Annotated in this window: 9 protein-coding genes, 3 rRNA genes and 1 pseudogene; 10 read left to right on the forward strand and 3 right to left on the reverse strand. The window is 61.3% G+C overall.

What is annotated here, in order from left to right:
* Window positions 1-15 precede the first annotated feature (15 nt).
* Window positions 16-474 (forward strand): ribonuclease domain-containing protein, encoded by a 459-nt coding sequence (locus CGK93_RS04595; RefSeq protein ID WP_089593795.1) that lies wholly within the window; start codon window positions 16-18, stop codon window positions 472-474.
* A 6-nt stretch (window positions 475-480) separates the two neighbouring features.
* Window positions 481-840, forward strand: coding sequence for a barstar family protein (locus CGK93_RS04600; RefSeq protein ID WP_089593796.1), 360 nt, complete (start codon window positions 481-483; stop codon window positions 838-840).
* Window positions 841-1,014: 174 nt separating this feature from the next.
* Here CGK93_RS04600 and glgP read toward each other — a convergent pair whose 3' ends face one another.
* Complete coding sequence (gene glgP / locus CGK93_RS04605) at window positions 1,015-3,639, reverse strand: alpha-glucan family phosphorylase (RefSeq protein WP_198318348.1); 2,625 nt, start codon at window positions 3,637-3,639, stop codon at window positions 1,015-1,017.
* A 125-nt stretch (window positions 3,640-3,764) separates the two neighbouring features.
* Here glgP and CGK93_RS04610 point away from each other — a divergent pair, with 125 nt between their 5' ends.
* From CGK93_RS04610 to CGK93_RS04645, 8 genes are all read left to right on the forward strand, one after another.
* Window positions 3,765-5,849: an alpha-1,4-glucan--maltose-1-phosphate maltosyltransferase gene (locus CGK93_RS04610; protein WP_198318445.1), complete on the forward strand. Its 2,085-nt coding sequence runs from the start codon at window positions 3,765-3,767 to the stop codon at window positions 5,847-5,849.
* On the forward strand, window positions 5,849-7,645 hold the full coding sequence (treS, locus tag CGK93_RS04615) for a maltose alpha-D-glucosyltransferase (RefSeq protein ID WP_089593799.1): 1,797 nt from the start codon (window positions 5,849-5,851) through the stop codon (window positions 7,643-7,645). Before CGK93_RS04610 ends, treS begins: the two co-directional genes overlap by 1 nt.
* 1 nt (window position 7,646) lies before the next feature.
* Window positions 7,647-11,318 (forward strand): 1,4-alpha-glucan branching enzyme, encoded by a 3,672-nt coding sequence (locus tag CGK93_RS04620; RefSeq protein ID WP_089593800.1) that lies wholly within the window; start codon window positions 7,647-7,649, stop codon window positions 11,316-11,318.
* 522 nt (window positions 11,319-11,840) lie between these two features.
* Window positions 11,841-13,360: ribosomal RNA gene (locus tag CGK93_RS04625) — 16S ribosomal RNA — on the forward strand.
* A gap of 573 nt (window positions 13,361-13,933) precedes the next feature.
* Window positions 13,934-17,085: ribosomal RNA gene (locus CGK93_RS04630) — 23S ribosomal RNA — on the forward strand.
* 159 nt (window positions 17,086-17,244) lie between these two features.
* Window positions 17,245-17,361 (forward strand): 5S ribosomal RNA (rrf, locus tag CGK93_RS04635).
* Together the 16S, 23S and 5S rRNA genes form the textbook arrangement of a ribosomal RNA operon.
* 111 nt (window positions 17,362-17,472) lie before the next feature.
* A complete protein-coding gene (locus tag CGK93_RS04640; protein ID WP_089593801.1) occupies window positions 17,473-17,967 on the forward strand; it encodes a hypothetical protein in 495 nt (164 codons plus the stop codon).
* Complete coding sequence (locus CGK93_RS04645) at window positions 17,951-18,481, forward strand: GNAT family N-acetyltransferase (RefSeq protein ID WP_232481546.1); 531 nt, start codon at window positions 17,951-17,953, stop codon at window positions 18,479-18,481. The genes CGK93_RS04640 and CGK93_RS04645 overlap by 17 nt, the downstream gene beginning before the upstream one ends.
* A 25-nt stretch (window positions 18,482-18,506) precedes the next feature.
* On the opposite strand, the gene CGK93_RS04650 is transcribed toward CGK93_RS04645, so the two are convergent.
* Both CGK93_RS04650 and CGK93_RS04655 read right to left on the reverse strand, forming a co-directional pair.
* The gene (locus tag CGK93_RS04650; protein WP_089593803.1) at window positions 18,507-19,529 is read right to left on the reverse strand and encodes a LacI family DNA-binding transcriptional regulator; all 1,023 of its coding nucleotides are present in this window, start codon (window positions 19,527-19,529) and stop codon (window positions 18,507-18,509) included.
* 19 nt (window positions 19,530-19,548) lie between these two features.
* Window positions 19,549-21,290: pseudogene (locus CGK93_RS04655) on the reverse strand (glycoside hydrolase family 13 protein).
* Window positions 21,291-21,485 lie beyond the last annotated feature (195 nt).

Here is a 21,485-nt window from a genome sequence, read left to right on the forward strand (position 1 = left end):
TCAGGAGCTCTTCGCATGAACCGCAGCCGCAGCAAACTGGTGGCGTTCGCGGGGTTGGTGATCGCCGTCGTCGTGTTGGTGGTCGCCATGGTGGGCGGTGGCTCGCTCACGGCCACACCCACAGCGCCAAGCACGACGCCGGAACCTGGCTCCGCGTCGTCGTCGGCCGCTGCGGTGGCAAACCCCTCAACGCTGCCCACCATCAATGCCTCCCAGTTGCCCAAGGAAGCCCGTCAAACGCTGGCCCTGATCGCCAAGGGCGGCCCTTATCCCTATAGGGAAGACAACGGAAATTTCGGCAACTTTGAAGGCCTCCTGCCCAAGAAGACCAGCGGCTTCTACAGGGAGTATACGGTGACCACGCCAGGAGAATCGGACCGGGGCGCCCGCAGAATCGTCGTGGGCAAGGACTCAGCCAAGTACTACACCCCGGACCATTACAAGTCGTTCAATTTCATCGTCGAAGGCAAGTAGGAGCCCATGAAGATCTATTCCGCAGACACCTGGACCCTGGAAGAACTGCGGGAGCAGATTTCCGACGCCGGCCGCAGGACCGTGATGGTCCCCCCGGCAACCACCAAGCAGGCGGTCCTGGAAGTCTTCGCCCAGGTCCTGGACTTTCCTGAGTACTACGGCGTGAACCTGGACGCCCTGAACGACTCACTGCACGACTACGCCGACGCCCTCTCAGAGGACGACGGCGGACCCGTCACCATGATCTGGCAAGTCCCGGCCGCTTACCGCACAGACCGATCCTTCGGTGTGGTCTGCGAAGTCCTCCAGGACGCCGAGCGCTACGCCGGCCGTGACCTGACAGTCATCGCGGTCTTCGAGAACTAGTCGCGCCAACGGGCCTTGGTCCCACGCGCCCTACTGGGCAACAGTGGTCCGGAAGCGCGCGTCAAAGCGCAAAATGGGCCCACGCCGTCAGGGTTCCCTGGCCGAGCTTGCGAGGCTAGGGGGGACGGTGGGGTACGCGCAGAGGATCAGTGTTGCCCAGCGGGCTACGGAGGACTAGGCGTTCGCGATCAATCCCAGTTCAGCCTTGGAAGCCAGCGCCGAGTGCTTCGGGAACACCCGGACGGTGTAGCCGAAGGATCCGGACCGGTTGATGACCAGGGAGCCGTGGAAGAGGTGACGTCCGCCGCCGAGGTCTTCCAGGGAGTCCAGTTCGGCCACCACGATGTCCTCGAGTTCGTCGGATTCCTCGGCCCGCCCAAAAGCTACCTCAACGGACACATCGTCCGGGGTGAGGCTGTTGAGAGCTACGTAGGCGTTGACCTGGAGGCTGTCGCCCACCTGGGGTTCCTCGGAGACCCCCACGGAGTCAACGTGTTCCACCACTACCTGGGGCCACGCGTTCCGGACCTTGGTGGTCCAGGCGGCGAGTTCCTTGGCTTCCTTGAAGGCTTCCGCAACAGCCCTGCGCCCGGAAACAGCGGCCGGGCAGTAGAGGTTGTTGACGTAGTCGTGGAGCATACGTTCCGCGGAAACGGCGGGGCCGAGGTTTGCCAAGGTGTGCTTGATCATGGACACCCAGTGGGTGGGCACGGTCTCGCGGCTGGACTCGGACGGACCTGCAGCTCCGGCGCCTTGGGCAACGGTGGTGCCGTAGAAGCGCGGAGCTACCTGGTTTTCCAGGAGCTCGTACAGTGCGGACGCTTCGATGTCGTCACGTTCGTCCGCTGAGGCGCCGTTGTTGGCGGTGGGGATCGCCCAACCGTTTTCGCCGTCGTACATTTCGTCCCACCAGCCGTCCAGGACGGACAGGTTGAGTGAGCCGTTGATGGCTGCCTTCATGCCGGAGGTGCCACAGGCTTCCAACGGGCGGAGCGGGTTGTTGAGCCACACGTCGCAGCCCGGGAACAGGGTCCGTGCCATGGCGATGTCGTAGTTGGGCAGGAAGACGATCCTGTGCCGGACTTCGGGATCGTCGGTAAAGCGCACCAGGTCCTGGATCATCTTCTTGCCGGCGTCGTCTGCGGGGTGCGATTTGCCGGCGATGACCAGCTGGATGGGGTGTTTCGGATCCAGCAACAGGGCCTTCAAGCGTGCGGGGTCGCGCAGCATGAGGGTAAGTCGCTTGTAGGTGGGCACGCGCCGGGCAAAGCCGATGGTGAGCACGTCCGGGTCAAGCACGGAGTCGGTCCAGCCGAGCTCGGCGTCGGCGGCGCCGCGCTTCTTCCAGGAAGCCCGGAGCCGGCGTCGGACGTCGTCGATGAGTTGGGCGCGGAGCTCCCGGCGGAGTGCCCAGACGTCTTCGTCGCTGACGTTGTACGCAAGGTCCCAGCGGCCCAGCGCTTCAGCCTCGGCACCGAACTGGTTCCGGGCCAGGGTGGAGATGCGGGGGTCCACCCAGGTGGGGACGTGGACGCCGTTGGTGACGGAAGTGATGGGGATCTCGGAGTGGTCGAATCCCGGCCACAGTCCAGCGAACATCTCGCGGGACACCACGCCGTGGAGCTTGGCCACGCCGTTGGCACGCTGCGCCAGGCGCAGGCCCATGACTGCCATGTTGAAAACGGAAGGGTTTCCGCCGTCGAAGTTCTCGCGGCCAAGTTCCAGGATGCGGTCCGTGGGCACGGCAGGAGCCAGGCCGGCTTCGAAGAAGTGCTTGATCTGGACGGTCTCGAAGCGGTCGATGCCGGCGGGGACGGGCGTGTGCGTCGTGAAGACGGTGGACGCGCGTCCGGCTGCGAGGGCCTCGTCCCAGCTGAGGGGCACGGTGGGATCGGACATGGCTTCCTGGATGCGTTCGATGCCCAGGAATCCTGCGTGGCCTTCGTTGGTGTGGAAAACTTCCGGCGCGGGTGTGCCGGTGAGTTCCTGGTAGACGCGGAGGGCTTTGACGCCACCCATGCCCAGGAGGAGTTCCTGCTGAAGCCGGTGGTCGCCCCCGCCGCCGTACAGGCGGTCCGTGATGCCGCGGGCGGCTTCATCGTTGGAGGGAACGTTGGAGTCCAGCAGCAGCAGCGGAACGCGTCCGACGTCGGCGCGCCAGACGTGCGCGTGGAGCTCGCGGCCGTTGGGCAGCGGAAGGGAGATATGAACCGGCTTGCCGGGCATGCCGTCCTTGCCGGGGTGGCGAAGAAGCGTGAGGGGCAGGCCGTCGGGATCCAGGACCGGGTAGGTTTCCTGCTGCCAGGCGTCCCGGGACAGGGATTGCTTGAAGTAGCCGGCCTGGTAGAGGAGTCCGACGCCGATCAGCGGCACGCCGAGGTCTGAGGCGGCCTTGAGGTGGTCGCCGGCCAGGATGCCGAGGCCGCCGGAGTACTGCGGAAGGACCTCTGTGATGCCGAATTCGGGGGAGAAGTACGCAATGCAGGCGGGAGCGTCTTCGCCGAGGCCCTGGTACCAGCGCGGTTCGCTGAGGTACCGGTCCAGGTCGGATGCAGCGGCCTGAACGCGCTCCACCACGTCGCCGTTGTTGGCGAGGTCCTGCAGTTGTTCGCGGCTGATGGACCCCAGAAGGGAAATGGGGTCGTGCTGCGACGCCTCCCAGAGAGCCGGGTTGAGGCTCGCGAAAAGTTCCCGTGTGGGCCGGTGCCAGGACCAGCGCAGATTGGTCGCCAATCGGGCCAGGGGCCGGATGGGCTCGGGGAGGACGGTACGGACTGTAAACCTTCGAATAGCCTTCACGAGCGCCACACTAACGGACGGACATGGCAGTCGGAACTGGATTGGGTTTCTTTTAGGTAAAAGTCATCTTGCGTCGAGTAGATAGGTCGTGTGCTTAGCATTCTGTGTTTTTTGTCGCTAACGTCGTGGTTGTGACGAAAACCGCGCGAACCATCACCGCTCTGAAATCCAAGACGACTACGGACATCACCCAGGGACTGCGCTTCGGCCGGTTCCCCATCACTGCCGTGCAGCCGGTGGTTGAGGGTGGCCGTTTCCCGGCGAAGGCCTTGCCGGGCGAGGACCTCGTTGTCGGCGCCACGGTCTTCCGTGAGGGCCATGACCAGCTCGGCGTGTCCGCTGTACTGCTCGATCCCCGGGGCAAGGAACGTCAGCGCGTCCGCCTGACCCCTGCAGAGGGCGAACAGTGGAAGGGGCTGGACCGCTGGGAGGGCTTGATCACGCCCACCGGCACCGGAGCCTGGTCTTTCGTTATTGAGGCGTGGCATGACCGTTACGGCACCTGGCACCACAACGCCGAGGTCAAGGTAGGCGCCGGCATCGACGTTGAGTTGATGCTCGCCGAGGGCGCTGCCATCCTCGCGGAAGCAGCCGACGACGCCGGACGCAGCGCTGTTGAGAAGCGCACCTTGCGTGCCGCTTCCGTCGTGCTGGCCGATACGACCAAGACTGCCGAGGAGCGCCTTGGCGCCGGTTTCAGCCCAGAGGTGCTGGCCGCCGTCGGACGTGTTCCGATCCGCGAACTGGTGACTGTTTCCGAACGTTTCCCGCTGCAGGTGGAGCGCGACCTCGCGGGTCGCGGTTCCTGGTACGAGTTCTTCCCCCGATCAGAGGGCGCTGTGCTGGATCACTCCACCGGCGTGTGGACCTCCGGTAACTTCCGCACGGCAGCCAGGAGGCTCGACGCCGTGGCGGAGATGGGCTTCGATGTCATTTACCTGCCGCCCATCCACCCGATCGGTTTCCAGCACCGCAAGGGCCGCAACAACACGTTGACGCCGGGACCGCAGGACCCGGGTTCGCCGTGGGCCATCGGTTCCAAGGACGGCGGCCACGACGCCATCCACCCTGAACTGGGCACCTTTGACGACTTCGACGCCTTTGTGGCGCGCGCCAACGAGCTGGGGCTTGAGGTTGCCTTGGACCTTGCCCTGCAGGCAGCCCCGGACCACCCGTGGGTGGCGTCCAACCCCGAGTGGTTCACCACGCGGGTGGACGGCTCCATCGCCTATGCGGAAAACCCGCCGAAGAAGTACCAGGATATTTATCCCCTGAACTTCGACAATGACCCGACGGGACTGTCCAAGGAAATCCTGCGGATCGTGCAGTTGTGGATCAGCCACGGCGTGAAGATTTTCCGCGTGGACAACCCGCACACCAAGCCTGTGTGGTTCTGGGAATGGTTGATCGGCAAGATCAACAAGAAGAACCCCGAGGTTGTCTTCCTGGCGGAGGCCTTCACACGCCCGCCGATGATGCACGCTTTGGGGCGCGCGGGCTTCCAGCAGTCCTACACGTACTTCACGTGGCGGAACACCAAGACCGAGCTGGAGGAGTACTTCCATGAAGTCAGCCATGAGAGCCCGGCGTTTTTCCGCCCGAACTTCTTTGTGAACACCCCGGACATCCTCACCGAGTACCTGCAGTACGGCGGTCCGGCGGCCTTCCGTATCCGGGCTGCATTGGCTGCAACGGCCAGCCCGCTCTGGGGTGTCTACGCGGGGTACGAGCTGTACGAGCACGTGGCCCGTCCGGGTGCCGAGGAATACATCGACAACGAAAAGTACGAGTTCAAGGCGAGGGATTGGGAAGGCGCAGCCGAATCCGGACGCACCCTGGCGCCGTACATCACCAGGCTCAACACCATCCGCAAGAAGCACGTGGCGCTGGGCGACCTGCAGAACCTGACGCTGCACAGCAGCACTGATGATGCCACGATCGTGTACTCCAAGCACAAGACGCTGCCGGATGGCACCAAGGACACCTTGATCATTGTGGTCAACGTGGATCCGCACAGCACCCGCGAAAGTACGGTCTCCCTGGACCTTGCGGCCCTGCAACTGGAACCACGGGACCTTAACGACGACGGCCGGTTCCGGGTGGATGACCTCATCAGCGGCGAGAGCTGGGAGTGGGGCGAGCACAACTACGTCCGGCTGGATGCGCATGTTGAACCGGCACACATCCTGAGCATCCGGAGGCAGCTTTAGTGAGTTTTTCTCCGCAGAACCCCAGCCAGTACTTCACTCCGAAGAACACCTTCGAGTTGAACGCCCCCGGTCTCCAGCATGATCCACACTGGTACCGCAAGGCAGTCTTCTACGAGGTACTGGTGCGGGCCTTTGCGGATGCCAACGGGGATGGCTCCGGCGATTTCCATGGGTTGATCGAGAAACTGGACTACCTCCAGTGGCTGGGCGTTGACTGCCTCTGGTTGCCACCGTTCTTCCATTCGCCGTTGCGGGATGGCGGCTACGACATTGCGGACTACACGTCCGTGTTGGATGAGTTCGGCACCATCAGCGACTTCAAGCGGTTGGTTGCCGAGGCACATGCCCGGGGCGTCCGGGTGATCATCGACCTTCCGTTGAACCACACCTCTGACCAGCACCCGTGGTTCCAGGAGTCGCGCAAGGACCCCACGGGTCCCTACGGCGATTTCTACGTTTGGAGCGATACGGATGAGAAGTACCAGGACGCCCGCATCATCTTCGTTGACACCGAAGAATCCAACTGGACGTTCGATCCCATCCGCCGGCAGTTCTTCTGGCACCGCTTCTTCAGCCACCAACCGGACCTGAACTTTGAGAACCCCAAAGTCATCGAGGCCCTCTATGACGTGATCCGGTTCTGGCTGGACCAGGGGATTGACGGGTTCCGTGCGGATGCCATTCCTTACCTGTTCGAGGAAGATGGCACCAACTGCGAGAACCTGCCGGCCACGCACACCTTCCTGCAGGACCTTCGGCGCATGGTGGACGCGAACTATCCCGGCCGGGTGATCATTGCGGAGGCCAACCAGCCGCCGCATGAAGTGGTGGAATACTTCGGCACCGAGGAAGCGCCCGAGTGCCATATGGCGTTCCACTTTCCCATCATGCCGCGGCTCTACTACGCACTGCGGGACCAGAAGGCCGCACCCATCATTGAGACCCTGCGGGAGACCCCGGAAATTCCCAAGGGTGCCCAGTGGGGAACTTTCCTGCGCAACCATGATGAACTCACGCTGGAGATGGTGCCGGCAGAGGAACGCGCCGCGATGCTGGGTTGGTATGCCCCTGATCCCCGGATGAGGGCCAACATCGGCATCCGCCGCCGGCTCGCGCCGCTGCTGGACAACTCCCGGTCCGAGATTGAGCTCATCAACGCCCTGCTCCTTTCCCTGCCCGGCAGTCCCTTCCTGTATTACGGGGATGAGATCGGGATGGGCGACAACATTTGGCTCGATGACCGTGATGCCGTCCGCACGCCAATGCAGTGGAACCCGGACCGCAACGCAGGTTTCTCCGGCGCGGATCCGGGCAAGCTGTACCTACCGGTCATCCAGTCGCTGGTTTACAACTACGGCATGGCCAACGTTGAGGCCCAGGCTGCGCACTCCGGTTCGCTGCTGCGCTGGACCCGTCAGATCCTCAGCGTCCGCAAGAACCACCCGGTGTTTGGTTTGGGCGGCTTCCGCCACATCGAAGCCGATCATGAAGTGGTGTTGGCCTATGTACGGGAATTGCCGCCAGGCAACCCCGAGGGCGAGGACGCCGAAACCATTCTGTGCGTCTTCAACCTCTCCCAGCACCCTGTGGCGGCAACGTTGGACATCCCCGAATTCGCGGGCCGCGGCCTGCGCGACATTTTCGGCGGCCAGCCATTCCCGGCCGTCGGCGACAACGGTCATCTGACCGTGATGCTGGGCAGCCACAGCTTCTACTGGCTGCGGGTGCGCTCGGCCTTTTCCAATCCCTCGTCGCCTTTTACCCAGGCGATTCCCGTGGTGACCTCCAAAGGATGAGATGAGCAAGGCAAACTTGAACCCCTCCGTTGAAGGACTTCTCCGTCACTGGCTGCCAGGCAAGCGCTGGTTCCCGGTCAAGAGCCCCGACTTTGCGCTGGAGCAGGTAGGCGCTGTCAGCCTCCCTGGCACCAACGGCGACACTTCTTTCGAGGTGATGCTGCTGGCGGTGACCCATCGGACGGCCGACGGCGGTCCCCGGACTGACGTGGTGCAGGTTCCGTTGAGCTACCGGAGCCAGCCACTGGTGGACGCCCCGGCGGCATTGTTGGGCGAGTTGACGGACGACTCGGGCCTCCGTCTGGTGTACGACGCTGTGTACGATTCTGATTTCGTCACCGCCTGGCTGGAGCTGATGCGGAGCGAAGGCAGCGTGGGAGGTGCGCGCGGACACCTCACGCGTGGCCGTGTCGCGCTCCCGGAAAACCCCACTTCCGTAAGGGTTTTGTCCGGGGAGCAGTCCAACACGTCCGTCATCATCGACGACGGCGATTCGGCCGCGATCGTGAAGATCTTCCGTGTGCTGGCGGCAGGAAAGAATCCCGAAGTTGAGCTTGGCGCCGCACTGACCGCCGCCGGGACCACCGAGGTTCCTGCGACGCTGGGCTGGATCACCGGCTCGTGGGAGGGGCCGGCATCGAACGGATCCGCGCCGGCTACAGGCGAACTGACCGTGGCACACGAATTCCTGCTCGGTGGGTTGGACGCCTGGCGGTTGGCCGTCGAAGCAGCCGCGGCCGGTAAGGATTTCACCGCCGAGGCCCGCGGGCTCGGGGCAGCGACCGCATCGGTTCACGCAAGGCTGGCGGAAACGTTTGGCACCCAGGACGGTCAGGAGCAGGGCTCCGACATTATCGCGACTGTAGCCCGGCGCGTCCGCCAGTCGTGGGCAGAGGCCGCATCCGCCGTCGGGCCCTATGACGACAACCTCGACCAGCTGCTGGCCGCACTGGATCCCCGGGATGTGGGGCAATTGCAGCGCGTCCACGGAGACCTTCACCTGGGGCAGATCCTGTTGGTTCCCGGAGACGAACCGGTGCCCGGCGACGACCGACGGCCGGGGCGGTGGGCCATCCTCGACTTCGAAGGCGAGCCGCTGCGGACCATTGACGAGCGCAATAATCCTGATCTTCCCCTGCGCGATGTCACGGGCATGCTGCGATCCTTCGACTATGCGGCGGGTGCCGCCACGCGCGAAAATTCCCACGCCAACGTGCCCGAAACCTGGGTGGATGACTGCGCCGCAGCGTTCCTTGAGGGGTACAGCGACGTCACCCCCGGAACCATAGACCGCCGCTCGCCGCTCTTTGTGGCATTGTGGCTGGACAAGGCCTTATACGAGGTGGTGTACGAGTTGCGGAACCGGCCGGACTGGCTGTCGATTCCGGTCAACGCATCACGACGAATCCTCGACAATACAAGCCGCGGCAAGCATGCGGCAGCTACAGCGGAAGGTAATGACATGACTGGCTCTGCACGCACCGAACGGCCCCGAGTTCCCTTGCACGTGGACTCCGAGACCTTGGAACGCGTGGCAGCCGGCGCCTATCACGCGCCGCACTCGGTCCTCGGTGCACACTTGGACGACCACGGCCACGTCACCGTCCGTACGGTGAAGCACCTCGCAAAGTCCGTGGCGGTGGTGACCGAAAGCGGCCGCACCGACATGGAGCATGAAGCCCATGGCGTGTGGGCCGCCGTTTTGGAACCGCTGCAGGCCGGCCACGTGCCGGACTACCGTTTGGAGGTGGTGTACGACGTCGAACCCGTCACCATCGATGACCCGTACCACTACTTGCCAACCGTGGGGGAAGTGGACCTGCACTTGATCGGTGAAGGCCGTCATGAGCGCCTTTGGGATGTGCTCGGCGCGCACGTGCAGCATTACCGTTCCGCGCTCAGCGAGGTTGACGGTGTCTCGTTCGCAGTGTGGGCCCCGAACGCGCAGGCTGTCCGCGTCAAGGGCGACTTCAACGGCTGGGATGGCCGTCAGCACGGAATGCGTTCCCTGGGTTCCTCCGGGGTCTGGGAACTTTTCATTCCGGGGGTTGTAGCAGGGGCGTGCTACAAATACGAGATCCTGACCAAGTCCGGTCACTGGATAGAAAAAGCCGACCCGTTGGCGTTCGGTACAGAGGTTCCGCCACTGACGGCGTCGCGCGTTGTGGACGCCAGCTACCGCTTCAAGGATGCGGAGTGGATGGCAGCCCGCGCCCAGAAAGATCCGCACAACTCGCCCATGAGCGTTTACGAAGTGCACTTGGGCTCCTGGCGGTTGGGCCTGGGCTATAAGGAGCTCGCCAAGGAACTCGTGGACTATGTGAAGTGGCTTGGCTTCTCCCACGTCGAGTTCATGCCGGTTGCCGAGCACCCCTTCGGTGGTTCATGGGGCTACCAGGTGACGTCCTACTTTGCGCCGACTTCCCGCTTTGGCCACCCGGACGAGTTCCGTTTCCTGGTGGATTCACTCCACCAGGCCGGCATCGGCGTCCTCCTCGACTGGGTACCCGCCCACTTCCCCAAGGACTCCTGGGCGCTGGCACAGTTCGACGGTCAGCCGCTGTACGAACACTCGGACCCTGCCTTGGGTGAACACCCGGACTGGGGAACCCTGATCTTCGATTTCGGGCGCAGCGAGGTCCGCAACTTCCTGGTGTCCAATGCGCTGTACTGGCTGGAAGAATTCCACATCGATGGCCTGCGCGTGGACGCCGTGGCCTCGATGATTTACCTGGACTACTCCCGCGAAGAAGGACAGTGGAAGCCCAACAAGTTCGGCGGCCGCGAGAACCTCGAAGCGATTTCCTTCATGCAGGAAGTCAACGCCACCGTCTACAAGTCCCACCCCGGGGCCATCATCATCGCCGAGGAATCCACCGCCTTCCCGGGTGTCACGGCGCCCACCAACCACGGCGGCCTGGGCTTTGGACTCAAATGGAACATGGGCTGGATGCATGACTCGCTCAAGTACATCTCCGAAGACCCCATCAACCGCAAGTGGCACCACGGCACCATTACGTTCTCCTTGGTTTACGCCTTCACCGAGAACTTCCTGCTGCCCATCAGTCACGACGAAGTAGTTCACGGCAAGGGCTCCATGCTCCGGAAGATGCCCGGTGACCGTTGGCAGCAGCTGGCCAACCTGCGCGCCTTCTTCGCCTACCAGTGGGCGCATCCGGGCAAGCAACTCATCTTCATGGGCACCGAGTTCGGCCAGGAAGCCGAATGGTCCGAGCAATACGGGCTGGACTGGTTCCTCGCCGATATTCCAGCGCACCGTGGCCTGCAGCTTCTGGTCAAGGACCTCAACGAGCTCTACACCTCGACGCCTGCCCTGTACCAGCGGGACAACGAGGCCGGCGGCTTCCAGTGGATCAACGGCGGGGATGCCGACCACAACGTCCTGACTTTCATTCGCTGGGACCAGGACGGTAAACCGTTGGTCTGCGCTGTGAACTTCTCCGGTGGTCCGCACAAGGACTACATCCTGGGTGTGCCCGCAGCGGGGGAGTGGACTGAAGTGCTGAACACCGACTCGGAAACGTATGGCGGCTCCGGAGTGGTAAATGCAGGATCCCTGAAAGCCTCGTCGCCCGGAACCGATGGCCAGCCCGCGGCGCTGACCGTCACTCTTCCTCCGCTCGGCGCCTCCTGGTTCACGCCGGCTGAGTAGTTTGAGCGCTCGCTGTAACCCCGTGGGGCAGTAGTTCCTCACAAGGAGAGGGTCCGGAGTCATGCTTCCGGGCCCTCTTCCCTTTGTTTCCGGGGATTTTGCCAGGCGGACTGACCGTGTCGTTGAGGGGTTTTGCCATCCCGGGGAAGTAGGGGTATAGTTAGTACCCGCGCTGCTCCCCAGTGGAGGACGGTGAAGCTGACAAGAAACCGCAAGGAAAATCAAGTCAAGTTCGCCGATTTGACCCGGAGGCAGGCAGCGTGTAAGTTTGAAAAGTTGCTCCGGAGCGATCCAGCGAAGGCTGGTGGTACTGCTCTGGGATTGTGACCTGTTGTTTGAGAACTCAATAGTGTGCCAAGTTTGTTGATACCGATTGTTTTATCAATTGGTTGAAATTATGGCTGGATCATTGCGCACCCCCGTGTGTGGTGGTCTGGTTTTCAGCTGGTTTCGAATTTTGTGCAGCCGTGTTCTACCGTTATTTCCGGTGGGTGTGGTTGTGTCTGTTTGATTTGTTTTACTTCAACGGAGAGTTTGATCCTGGCTCAGGATGAACGCTGGCGGCGTGCTTAACACATGCAAGTCGAACGATGATCCCAGCTTGCTGGGGGATTAGTGGCGAACGGGTGAGTAACACGTGAGTAACCTGCCCTTGACTCTGGGATAAGCCTGGGAAACTGGGTCTAATACCGGATATGACCGTCTGACGCATGTCAGGTGGTGGAAAGCTTTTGTGGTTTTGGATGGACTCGCGGCCTATCAGCTTGTTGGTGGGGTAATGGCCTACCAAGGCGACGACGGGTAGCCGGCCTGAGAGGGTGACCGGCCACACTGGGACTGAGACACGGCCCAGACTCCTACGGGAGGCAGCAGTGGGGAATATTGCACAATGGGCGCAAGCCTGATGCAGCGACGCCGCGTGAGGGATGACGGCCTTCGGGTTGTAAACCTCTTTCAGTAGGGAAGAAGCGAAAGTGACGGTACCTGCAGAAGAAGCGCCGGCTAACTACGTGCCAGCAGCCGCGGTAATACGTAGGGCGCAAGCGTTATCCGGAATTATTGGGCGTAAAGAGCTCGTAGGCGGTTTGTCGCGTCTGCTGTGAAAGACCGGGGCTCAACTCCGGTTCTGCAGTGGGTACGGGCAGACTAGAGTGATGTAGGGGAGACTGGAATTCCTGGTGTAGCGGTGAAATGCGCAGATATCAGGAGGAACACCGATGGCGAAGGCAGGTCTCTGGGCATTAACTGACGCTGAGGAGCGAAAGCATGGGGAGCGAACAGGATTAGATACCCTGGTAGTCCATGCCGTAAACGTTGGGCACTAGGTGTGGGGGACATTCCACGTTTTCCGCGCCGTAGCTAACGCATTAAGTGCCCCGCCTGGGGAGTACGGCCGCAAGGCTAAAACTCAAAGGAATTGACGGGGGCCCGCACAAGCGGCGGAGCATGCGGATTAATTCGATGCAACGCGAAGAACCTTACCAAGGCTTGACATGAACCGGTAATACCTGGAAACAGGTGCCCCGCTTGCGGTCGGTTTACAGGTGGTGCATGGTTGTCGTCAGCTCGTGTCGTGAGATGTTGGGTTAAGTCCCGCAACGAGCGCAACCCTCGTTCTATGTTGCCAGCGCGTTATGGCGGGGACTCATAGGAGACTGCCGGGGTCAACTCGGAGGAAGGTGGGGACGACGTCAAATCATCATGCCCCTTATGTCTTGGGCTTCACGCATGCTACAATGGCCGGTACAAAGGGTTGCGATACTGTGAGGTGGAGCTAATCCCAAAAAGCCGGTCTCAGTTCGGATTGGGGTCTGCAACTCGACCCCATGAAGTCGGAGTCGCTAGTAATCGCAGATCAGCAACGCTGCGGTGAATACGTTCCCGGGCCTTGTACACACCGCCCGTCAAGTCACGAAAGTTGGTAACACCCGAAGCCGGTGGCCTAACCCTTGTGGGGGGAGCCGTCGAAGGTGGGACCGGCGATTGGGACTAAGTCGTAACAAGGTAGCCGTACCGGAAGGTGCGGCTGGATCACCTCCTTTCTAAGGAGCTGCTAACAGCTGGTTGCTGTGCCCGCATGGGTGTGGTGGTGGTTGTCAGTGTTGCCCATTGCGCAGGCGTCTGTTCTGCGGTGGGTGCTCATGGGTGGAATATCAACGAATCAAACTTGTTTGGCATGGCCTTTACCGGTTGTGTCCTGGTGCCAGTACGGCAGCATGTGCTCTCCTTTTGTGGGGGTGGGTGTTGTTGGGAACGCTGCCGGGGTGCATGGTTTGTGGGGGTTGTGTTTGGCGCACTGTTGGGTCCTGAGGCAACAGGACCTTTTTGCAGCAATGCAGAGGGCATCGTTCTGGTGTTTCTTTTGTTCCTGCTTCCGGTTCTGCCGCTGTCCCTGTGGGGTGGTGGTGGTCTGGTTGATGGGGTTGTTGTTTGAGAACTACATAGTGGACGCGAGCATCTGAGACACACTTGTGGCTGGCCTCTTCGGGGGTTGGTGGGTGTGTTTCTACAGCAATTTCTTATGAATGAACCTGGCCCTTGTGGTCATGGTTCTCTCGATATGAATGATGCATCGTAGACCGGCGGACCCTTTTGGGGTTTGTTGGTTTGTGTGTGGTCAAGTTTTTAAGGGCACACGGTGGATGCCTTGGCATTAGGAGCCGAAGAAGGACGTAGGAATCTGCGATAAGCCTGGGGGAGTTGATAACCGAGCGTTGATCCCAGGATGTCCGAATGGGGAAACCCCGCACAACGCTGCAAGGTGATTGTGTGACCCGCATCTGAACACATAGGGTGCGTGGGGGGAACGCGGGGAAGTGAAACATCTCAGTACCCGCAGGAAGAGAAAACAATAGTGATTCCGTTAGTAGTGGCGAGCGAACGCGGATCAGGCTAAACCGTTTCCATGTGTGATAGCCGGCGGGCGTTGCATGGGCGGGGTTGTGGGACTTTCCGTGATGGTTCTGCCGGACCGTTGGGGTGATGTGCAGGCATAGGTGAACGGTCTTGAAAGGCCGGCCAGAGAGGGTGGGAGCCCCGTAACCGTAATGTTGTGTGCAGCCTGGAGAGTATCCCAAGTAGCACGGGGCCCGAGAAATCCCGTGCGAATCTGTCAGGACCACCTGATAAGCCTAAATACTTCCTAATGACCGATAGCGGACCAGTACCGTGAGGGAAAGGTGAAAAGTACCCCGGGAGGGGAGTGAAACAGTACCTGAAACCGTGTGCTTACAATCCGTCGGAGCAACCGCGAGTGATCGCATAGTAGTTGTGACGGCGTGCCTTTTGAAGAATGAGCCTGCGAGTTAGTGTTACGTCGCGAGGTTAACCCGTGTGGGGTAGCCGTAGCGAAAGCGAGTCTGAACAGGGCGAGTGTAGTGGCGTGATCTAGACCCGAAGCGGAGTGATCTACCCATGGCCAGGTTGAAGCGACGGTAAGACGTCGTGGAGGACCGAACCCACTTCAGTTGAAAATGGAGGGGATGAGCTGTGGGTAGGGGTGAAAGGCCAATCAAACTCCGTGATAGCTGGTTCTCCCCGAAATGCATTTAGGTGCAGCGTTGCGTGTTTCTTGCCGGAGGTAGAGCTACTGGATGGCCGATGGGCCCTACAAGGTTACTGACGTCAGCCAAACTCCGAATGCCGGTAAGTGAGAGCGCAGCAGTGAGACTGTGGGGGATAAGCTTCATAGTCGAGAGGGAAACAGCCCAGACCACCAACTAAGGCCCCTAAGCGTGTGCTAAGTGGGAAAGGATGTGGAGTTGCGAAGACAACCAGGAGGTTGGCTTAGAAGCAGCCATCCTTGAAAGAGTGCGTAATAGCTCACTGGTCAAGTGATTCCGCGCCGACAATGTAGCGGGGCTCAAGTACACCGCCGAAGTTGTGGATTTCACACATTGCCCTAGCCTTCGTGGTTCAGGGTGTGGAGTGGTAGGGGAGCGTCGTGTGGGCAGTGAAGTCGCGGTGGAAACCAGCGGTGGAGCCTACACGAGTGAGAATGCAGGCATGAGTAGCGAAAGACGGGTGAGAAACCCGTCCGCCGAATGATCAAGGGTTCCAGGGTCAAGCTAATCTGCCCTGGGTAAGTCGGGACCTAAGGCGAGGCCGACAGGCGTAGTCGATGGACAACGGGTTGATATTCCCGTACCGGCGAAAAACCGTCCATGCCAAGCGGGGGATACTAACCGCCCGGAGCCTGCCCGCTCACCCTTGTGGTGTTGTGGGTTTTGGCCGAGCGCGGGACCTGATCCTGGGAGGTAAGCGTATTAACAGGTGTGACGCAGGAAGGTAGCCGGGCCGGGCGATGGTTGCCCCGGTCTAAGGATGTAGGGTCAGGGATAGGCAAATCCGTTCCTGTGTGCTTCGAGCACGTTCCTGAGATCTGATGGGACTCCCGTATGGGGGATCCGGTGATCCTATGCTGCCAAGAAAAGCATCGACGCGAGGTTTTAGCCGCCCGTACCCCAAACCGACACAGGTGATCAGGTAGAGAATACCAAGGCGATCGAGAGAATTATGGTTAAGGAACTCGGCAAAATGCCCCCGTAACTTCGGGAGAAGGGGGCCTGCCCCGTGATGGAGACTTGCTCTCCGTGAGCGGGTGTGGGCCGCAGAGACCAGGGGGAAGCGACTGTTTACTAAAAACACAGGTCCGTGCGAAGTCGCAAGACGATGTATACGGACTGACTCCTGCCCGGTGCTGGAAGGTTAAGAGGACCGGTTAGCCCCTTGTGGGCGAAGCTGAGAATTTAAGCCCCAGTAAACGGCGGTGGTAACTATAACCATCCTAAGGTAGCGAAATTCCTTGTCGGGTAAGTTCCGACCTGCACGAATGGAGTAACGACTTCCCCGCTGTCTCAACCATAAACTCGGCGAAATTGCAGTACGAGTAAAGATGCTCGTTACGCGCAGCAGGACGGAAAGACCCCGAGACCTTTACTATAGTTTGGTATTGGTGTTCGGAGTGGCTTGTGTAGGATAGGTGGGAGACGTTGAAACCCGGACGCCAGTTCGGGTGGAGTCATCGTTGAAATACCACTCTGGTCACTTTGGACATCTAACTTCGGCCCGTGATCCGGGTCAGGGACAGTGCCTGATGGGTAGTTTAACTGGGGCGGTTGCCTCCTAAAAAGTAACGGAGGCGCCCAAAGGTTCCCTCAGCCTGGTTGGCAATCAGGTGTCGAGTGTAAGTGCACAAGGGAGCTTGACTGTGAGAGAGACATCTCAAGCAGGGACGAAAGTCGGGACTAGTGATCCGGCGGTACATTGTGGAATGGCCGTCGCTCAACGGATAAAAGGTACCTCGGGGATAACAGGCTGATCTTGCCCAAGAGTCCATATCGACGGCATGGTTTGGCACCTCGATGTCGGCTCGTCGCATCCTGGGGCTGGAGTAGGTCCCAAGGGTTGGGCTGTTCGCCCATTAAAGCGGTACGCGAGCTGGGTTTAGAACGTCGTGAGACAGTTCGGTCCCTATCCGCTGCGCGCGCAGGAAATTTGAGAAGGGCTGTCCTTAGTACGAGAGGACCGGGACGGACGAACCTCTGGTGTGTCAGTTGTACTGCCAAGTGCATCGCTGATTAGCTACGTTCGGATGGGATAACCGCTGAAAGCATCTAAGCGGGAAGCTCGCTTCAAGATGAGATTTCCATACACATTATGTGTGAGAGGCCCCAGCCAGACCACTGGGTTGATAGGCCGGATGTGGAAGCGAGGACTAAAGACTCGTGAAGCTGACCGGTACTAATAGGCCAACAACTTACACCACACAACACACTGCACGCGTCCACTATGTGGTTCCCGAACAACAACCCGTACCAAGGGTTGCCGGAACCAACAACTAAATAACAACACCACAGTTGTAACCAAAAAGATTTCCCACCCACCCCCGAGGTAAACACCACAGGGTTGGGACGGGTAACAGAGTTACGGCGGTCATAGCGTGGGGGAAACGCCCGGTCCCATTCCGAACCCGGAAGCTAAGACCCACAGCGCCGATGGTACTGCACCCGGGAGGGTGTGGGAGAGTAGGACACCGCCGGACATAATTTGAGGGGAGCCCCGACCATTTGGTCGGGGCTCTTCGCTTTTAAGCGCTGTCTTTACCCAACAGCGCCCTCCTTAGCTCAACAGTCCACCGGTAGAGTTGGTGGTCATGGAAAACCTCTTCAGCCACTCGGCCTCTGACCCCGAACCGTCACAGCAGGGCGGCGATGCACTGCAGCCGCTCATCTTCACTGTTGTGGTGCCCACGAACGTTTCGCACGCCTTCCAGGGATTCACTGATCATCCGCACCTCTGGTGGCCGATGGAGCAGGAAAGCGTGTTTGGTGCGGAATCCCATGTTGAGTTCGAAGAGAACTTGATTCTTGAAACGGCCGAGGACGGCCGTACGTCGGTGTGGGGCACTATTGATGATTGGCAGCCCCCGCTGTCCTTCCACGCCAGCTGGTACCCGGCTGGAACGCCGTTGTGGTCCACGGAGATCCGGGTTGTCTTTGGTGCCGTGGATGAAGGTACGGAGGTGCGCCTGATCCACGATGGGTGGGAGGGAGCCGAGGATCCCGCAGCGTCCAGGGAATTCTACGCTTGGGGTTGGCCCCGTGTGCTGGCATGCTACGTAAGGTTCATGGGTGGAGCCATTGCCTAGGGTCCGCCGGCTCCAACCCAGTGATTGGCGCTTGCTGCGTGAGGTCCGGCTGGAGATGCTCAAAGACACACCTATGGCTTACGTGGAGAGCGTGGAGGCAGCTCGCCGGCAGACCGAAACGCAGTGGCAGGAACGTGCGGCTGCAATGTCCGGGAACAGCAGCCTCACGTTGGTTGCCGATGCAGGCCAGGACGGCAGCTCATTCTGCGGATTGATGCGTGTGGTGGTCAAGGACCCCCAGAGCACGGAGAAGCCGCTGCAGGCCATGCTGCTCAGCGTCTATGTGGCCCCCGGGCATCGAGGGCTCGGACTGGCCGACGAACTCCTCAGTGAGGCATGCAAAGCCGCCTCGGAAGAACTCGCTGCCGGGAGCATCCAGCTCGGGGTGCATGAGGACAACTCAAGGGCACTGGCGTTCTACCGGCGTCACGGTTTCGAGACCACAGGTGCCAGCAGGCCTTATCCGCAGGACACTTCCAAGCTTGAGCTCACCATGGAGCGCCGGCTGTCATAGCAGGCCACCTCCAAAGCAAGAGCTGCTAGAAGGTACCGGCTTTGGGCACCGCGGTACTGGAGCGCACCACCAGTTGGGTGGGGTGTTCGGTATCGGCAGGTTCCAGGACGAGGCCCTTGGTGATCGCGCCCAACAGTGTACGGACGGCCAGCGCTCCTTGGCCCTTGGCGTCCTGGTCGATGGTGGTCAGGCCCAGGACATTGCCCAAGTCATGGCCGTCGATCCCCATGACAGAGAGGTCATCCGGAATCCGGAGCCCGAAGTCCCGGGCCGCGAGGATGGTCCCGATGGCCATTTCATCGGAGGCGGCGAAGACGGCGGTTGGCCTGTCCGGTGCACTGGCCAGCAGCTGCCGTGCCGCAGCGTAAGCGCCTTCAATGGTGAAGTCCGCGGAAACGATCCATTCGGGCCTGACGGGACAGCCGGCGTCGTTCATTGCTTCTTCGAATCCGCTCCGACGCGTTCCGGGGAGATGGAAGTCCTGGTCGTAGGCCTCATTGCCGGTGATGTGCGCGATCTTGGTGTGCCCCAGACCGAGCAAGTGGTTGGTGGCCTTTCGCGCGATCGCCGAGTCGTCGATCCTGATGGTTGATGCTCCGGGTAAGGGCCCGCCAATACCGACGATCGGGCGATGCATGGCGTGGAGTTGCTGGATTTCGGCTTCGCTCAGCTCCAGCGATACCGCTATCACCGCGTCCACCCGCTTGCGCAGCAGGAAGTCGTTGAAGACGCTGTGCCGGTGCTCGGGGTTTTCCCCGATGTTGTACAGGGTGAGGTCGTACCCCGCTTCGAGCAGCGCGGCCGATGCGCCCTCGATCACCGCTGAGAAGAACCAGCGGTGGACCGAGGGCACCACCAAGCCAACGTTGTGCGTGCGCCCGGAGGCCAGGCTGGAGGCGTGGTAGGACAGCACGAAGCCCAGCTCTGATGCTGCGGCGCGGGCACGCTCCCGGCTGGTAGGCGATACATTGCCTTTGCCGCTGAGCGCCCGTGACACGGTGGCAACGGACAGCCCTGCTCGCTCGGCCACGTCCTTGATGCCCGTCATGCCGCTCCTTGGTGAAAAATCAGCTGACTGTCAGCCAGATTGTCTCCCCTGAGCCTAGTTGATCGGCGCTTGGTTGATCAGCGCCTGATGCACGGGCGCTGCGCAGGATGGTGCCGCCGGCCGGAAGCGGCAGGGGATCGGAGCCTACGTTCATGATCACCAGGGTGTTGCCGTTCAGGTATGCCAGCGAGGACCCGGTGCAGTAGTCCTCCACCCAGGCCAGGGAACCTTCCCCGAGCCGGAGCGTGGCGCGTTCAGCGAGCATGGCCCGGTACAGGTTAAGGTGCGACGCCGGATCGGACTCCTGCAGGTCCCTCGCCAGTGTGGGCCAGGACTCGGGCTGCGGCAACCAAGGGTCCATGCCGCTGCCGAACCCGGAGTGGGGTTCGGACGAACGCCAGGGGAGCGGCACACGGCAACCGTCGCGGCCGATGCGGGCTCCGCCGGTGCGGGCGAAGGTGGGATCCTGGCGCATGCTGCCGGGAATGCTGGAGGAATCGGGCAGGCCCAGTTCTTCGCCTTGGTAGAGGTATGCGCCACCCGGGAGGCCGAGCATGAACATGGTAGCCGCGGCAGCCCGGCGTCGTCCGAGTTCTTCGTTGGGCTGCGCGTCGTCGGGGCCGATGCCGTCTCCGTCGCGGGGACCAGGTCCGTCGTACCCGAAGCGTGAGACGTGCCGGACAACATCGTGGTTGGACAGTACCCACGTGCTGGGGCGCCCACGGCGTCGAGGGAGACCAGCGAGTCGGTGATGATGTGGCGCAGGCGGTGTACGTCCAGGCCGGCGTGCAGGTACGGGAAGTTGAAGGCCTGGTGCATTTCATCAGGGCGGACCCACTGTGCCAGCCGGGGGAGCGGATCCACATTGGCCTCTGCGCAGAGGATGCGGTCCGGGCCGTACTCTTCCAGGATGGAACGCCAGCGGCGGTAGATGTCGTGGAGGGCAGGCTGGCCGAACATCGGAGCGTCCTGGCCGGGGAAACCATCGGAGCTGTTGCCGTCGGCGCGGCCGCCCCAGTTGGGCAGGCCGGCTGCCTTGACCAGCGCGTGGGCTACGTCCACACGGAAGCCTGAGATGCCGCGGTCCAGCCAGAATCGGAGGACGCGTTCGAACTCAGCGTGAACGGCCGGGTTATCCCAGTTGAAGTCCGGCTGCGAGGAGTCGAAGAGGTGCAGGAACCATTGACCGGGCTGACCGTTCGGCTCGGTGATGCGCGTCCACGCCGGACCGCCGAAATGCGACTGCCAGTTGTTGGGCGGCTCGCTGCCCTCGTGCCCTTGGCCGTCGCGGAAGATGAACATGTCCCGCTCCACGCTGCCCGCCCCCGCAGTAAGTGCTGCTTGGAAGGCGACGTGTTGGTCGGAGCAGTGATTGGGGACGAGATCCGCGATGACGCGCAGGTTGAGCCTGTTGGCTTCGGCGATGAGGGCGTCGAAGTCGGCCAAGGTCCCGAACAGGGGATCGACGTCGCAGTAGTCGCTGACGTCATAACCCGCGTCCCGCTGGGGTGAGCGGTAGAACGGTGACAACCACACGGCGTCGACGCCCAACGCCGCCAAGTGCGGGAGTTCAGCGGTGATGCCCGCCAAGTCTCCTACGCCGTCGCCGTTGAGGTCCCGGAAAGAGCGCGGATAGATCTGGTAGATCACAGCGGAACGCCACCAACCGTGCGCCGTGGAGGCGTCGTGGATCGGGGTCAGATGCGTGAAAGCTGCAGTGGGCTCATGGGTCGCAACCGAGAGCAATGAATCAACGGACATGAACACATCGTAGAAGAGATTTTCCAAAAGTGTAAACGTTTCCAGTCCTAAGCATGCTGTCTTTGCACTGCGGACGAGGGGTGGGCTTTTCAAATTTGCGCAAGGCACTGTAGTGTGTGGAAGCGCTTGCAGTTGTGAGCCATATCACCGGCGTTGCAGTGGGCCCAGAGCTTCATGCCGTCGACGTAAAAAGAA

This window comes from Arthrobacter sp. YN, from assembly GCF_002224285.1.
In the GTDB taxonomy this organism is placed as follows: Bacteria; Actinomycetota; Actinomycetes; order Actinomycetales; family Micrococcaceae; genus Arthrobacter.

Coding starts and splice junctions, on each gene's coding strand:
- CGK93_RS04650 (WP_089593803.1), bottom strand. CDS start 19,529: ATGACGGGCATCAAGGACGTGGCCGAGCGAGCAGGGCTGTCCGTTGCC.
- CGK93_RS04620 (WP_089593800.1), top strand. CDS start 7,647: ATGAGCAAGGCAAACTTGAACCCCTCCGTTGAAGGACTTCTCCGTCAC.
- CGK93_RS04595 (WP_089593795.1), top strand. CDS start 16: ATGAACCGCAGCCGCAGCAAACTGGTGGCGTTCGCGGGGTTGGTGATC.
- CGK93_RS04600 (WP_089593796.1), top strand. CDS start 481: ATGAAGATCTATTCCGCAGACACCTGGACCCTGGAAGAACTGCGGGAG.
- CGK93_RS04640 (WP_089593801.1), top strand. CDS start 17,473: ATGGAAAACCTCTTCAGCCACTCGGCCTCTGACCCCGAACCGTCACAG.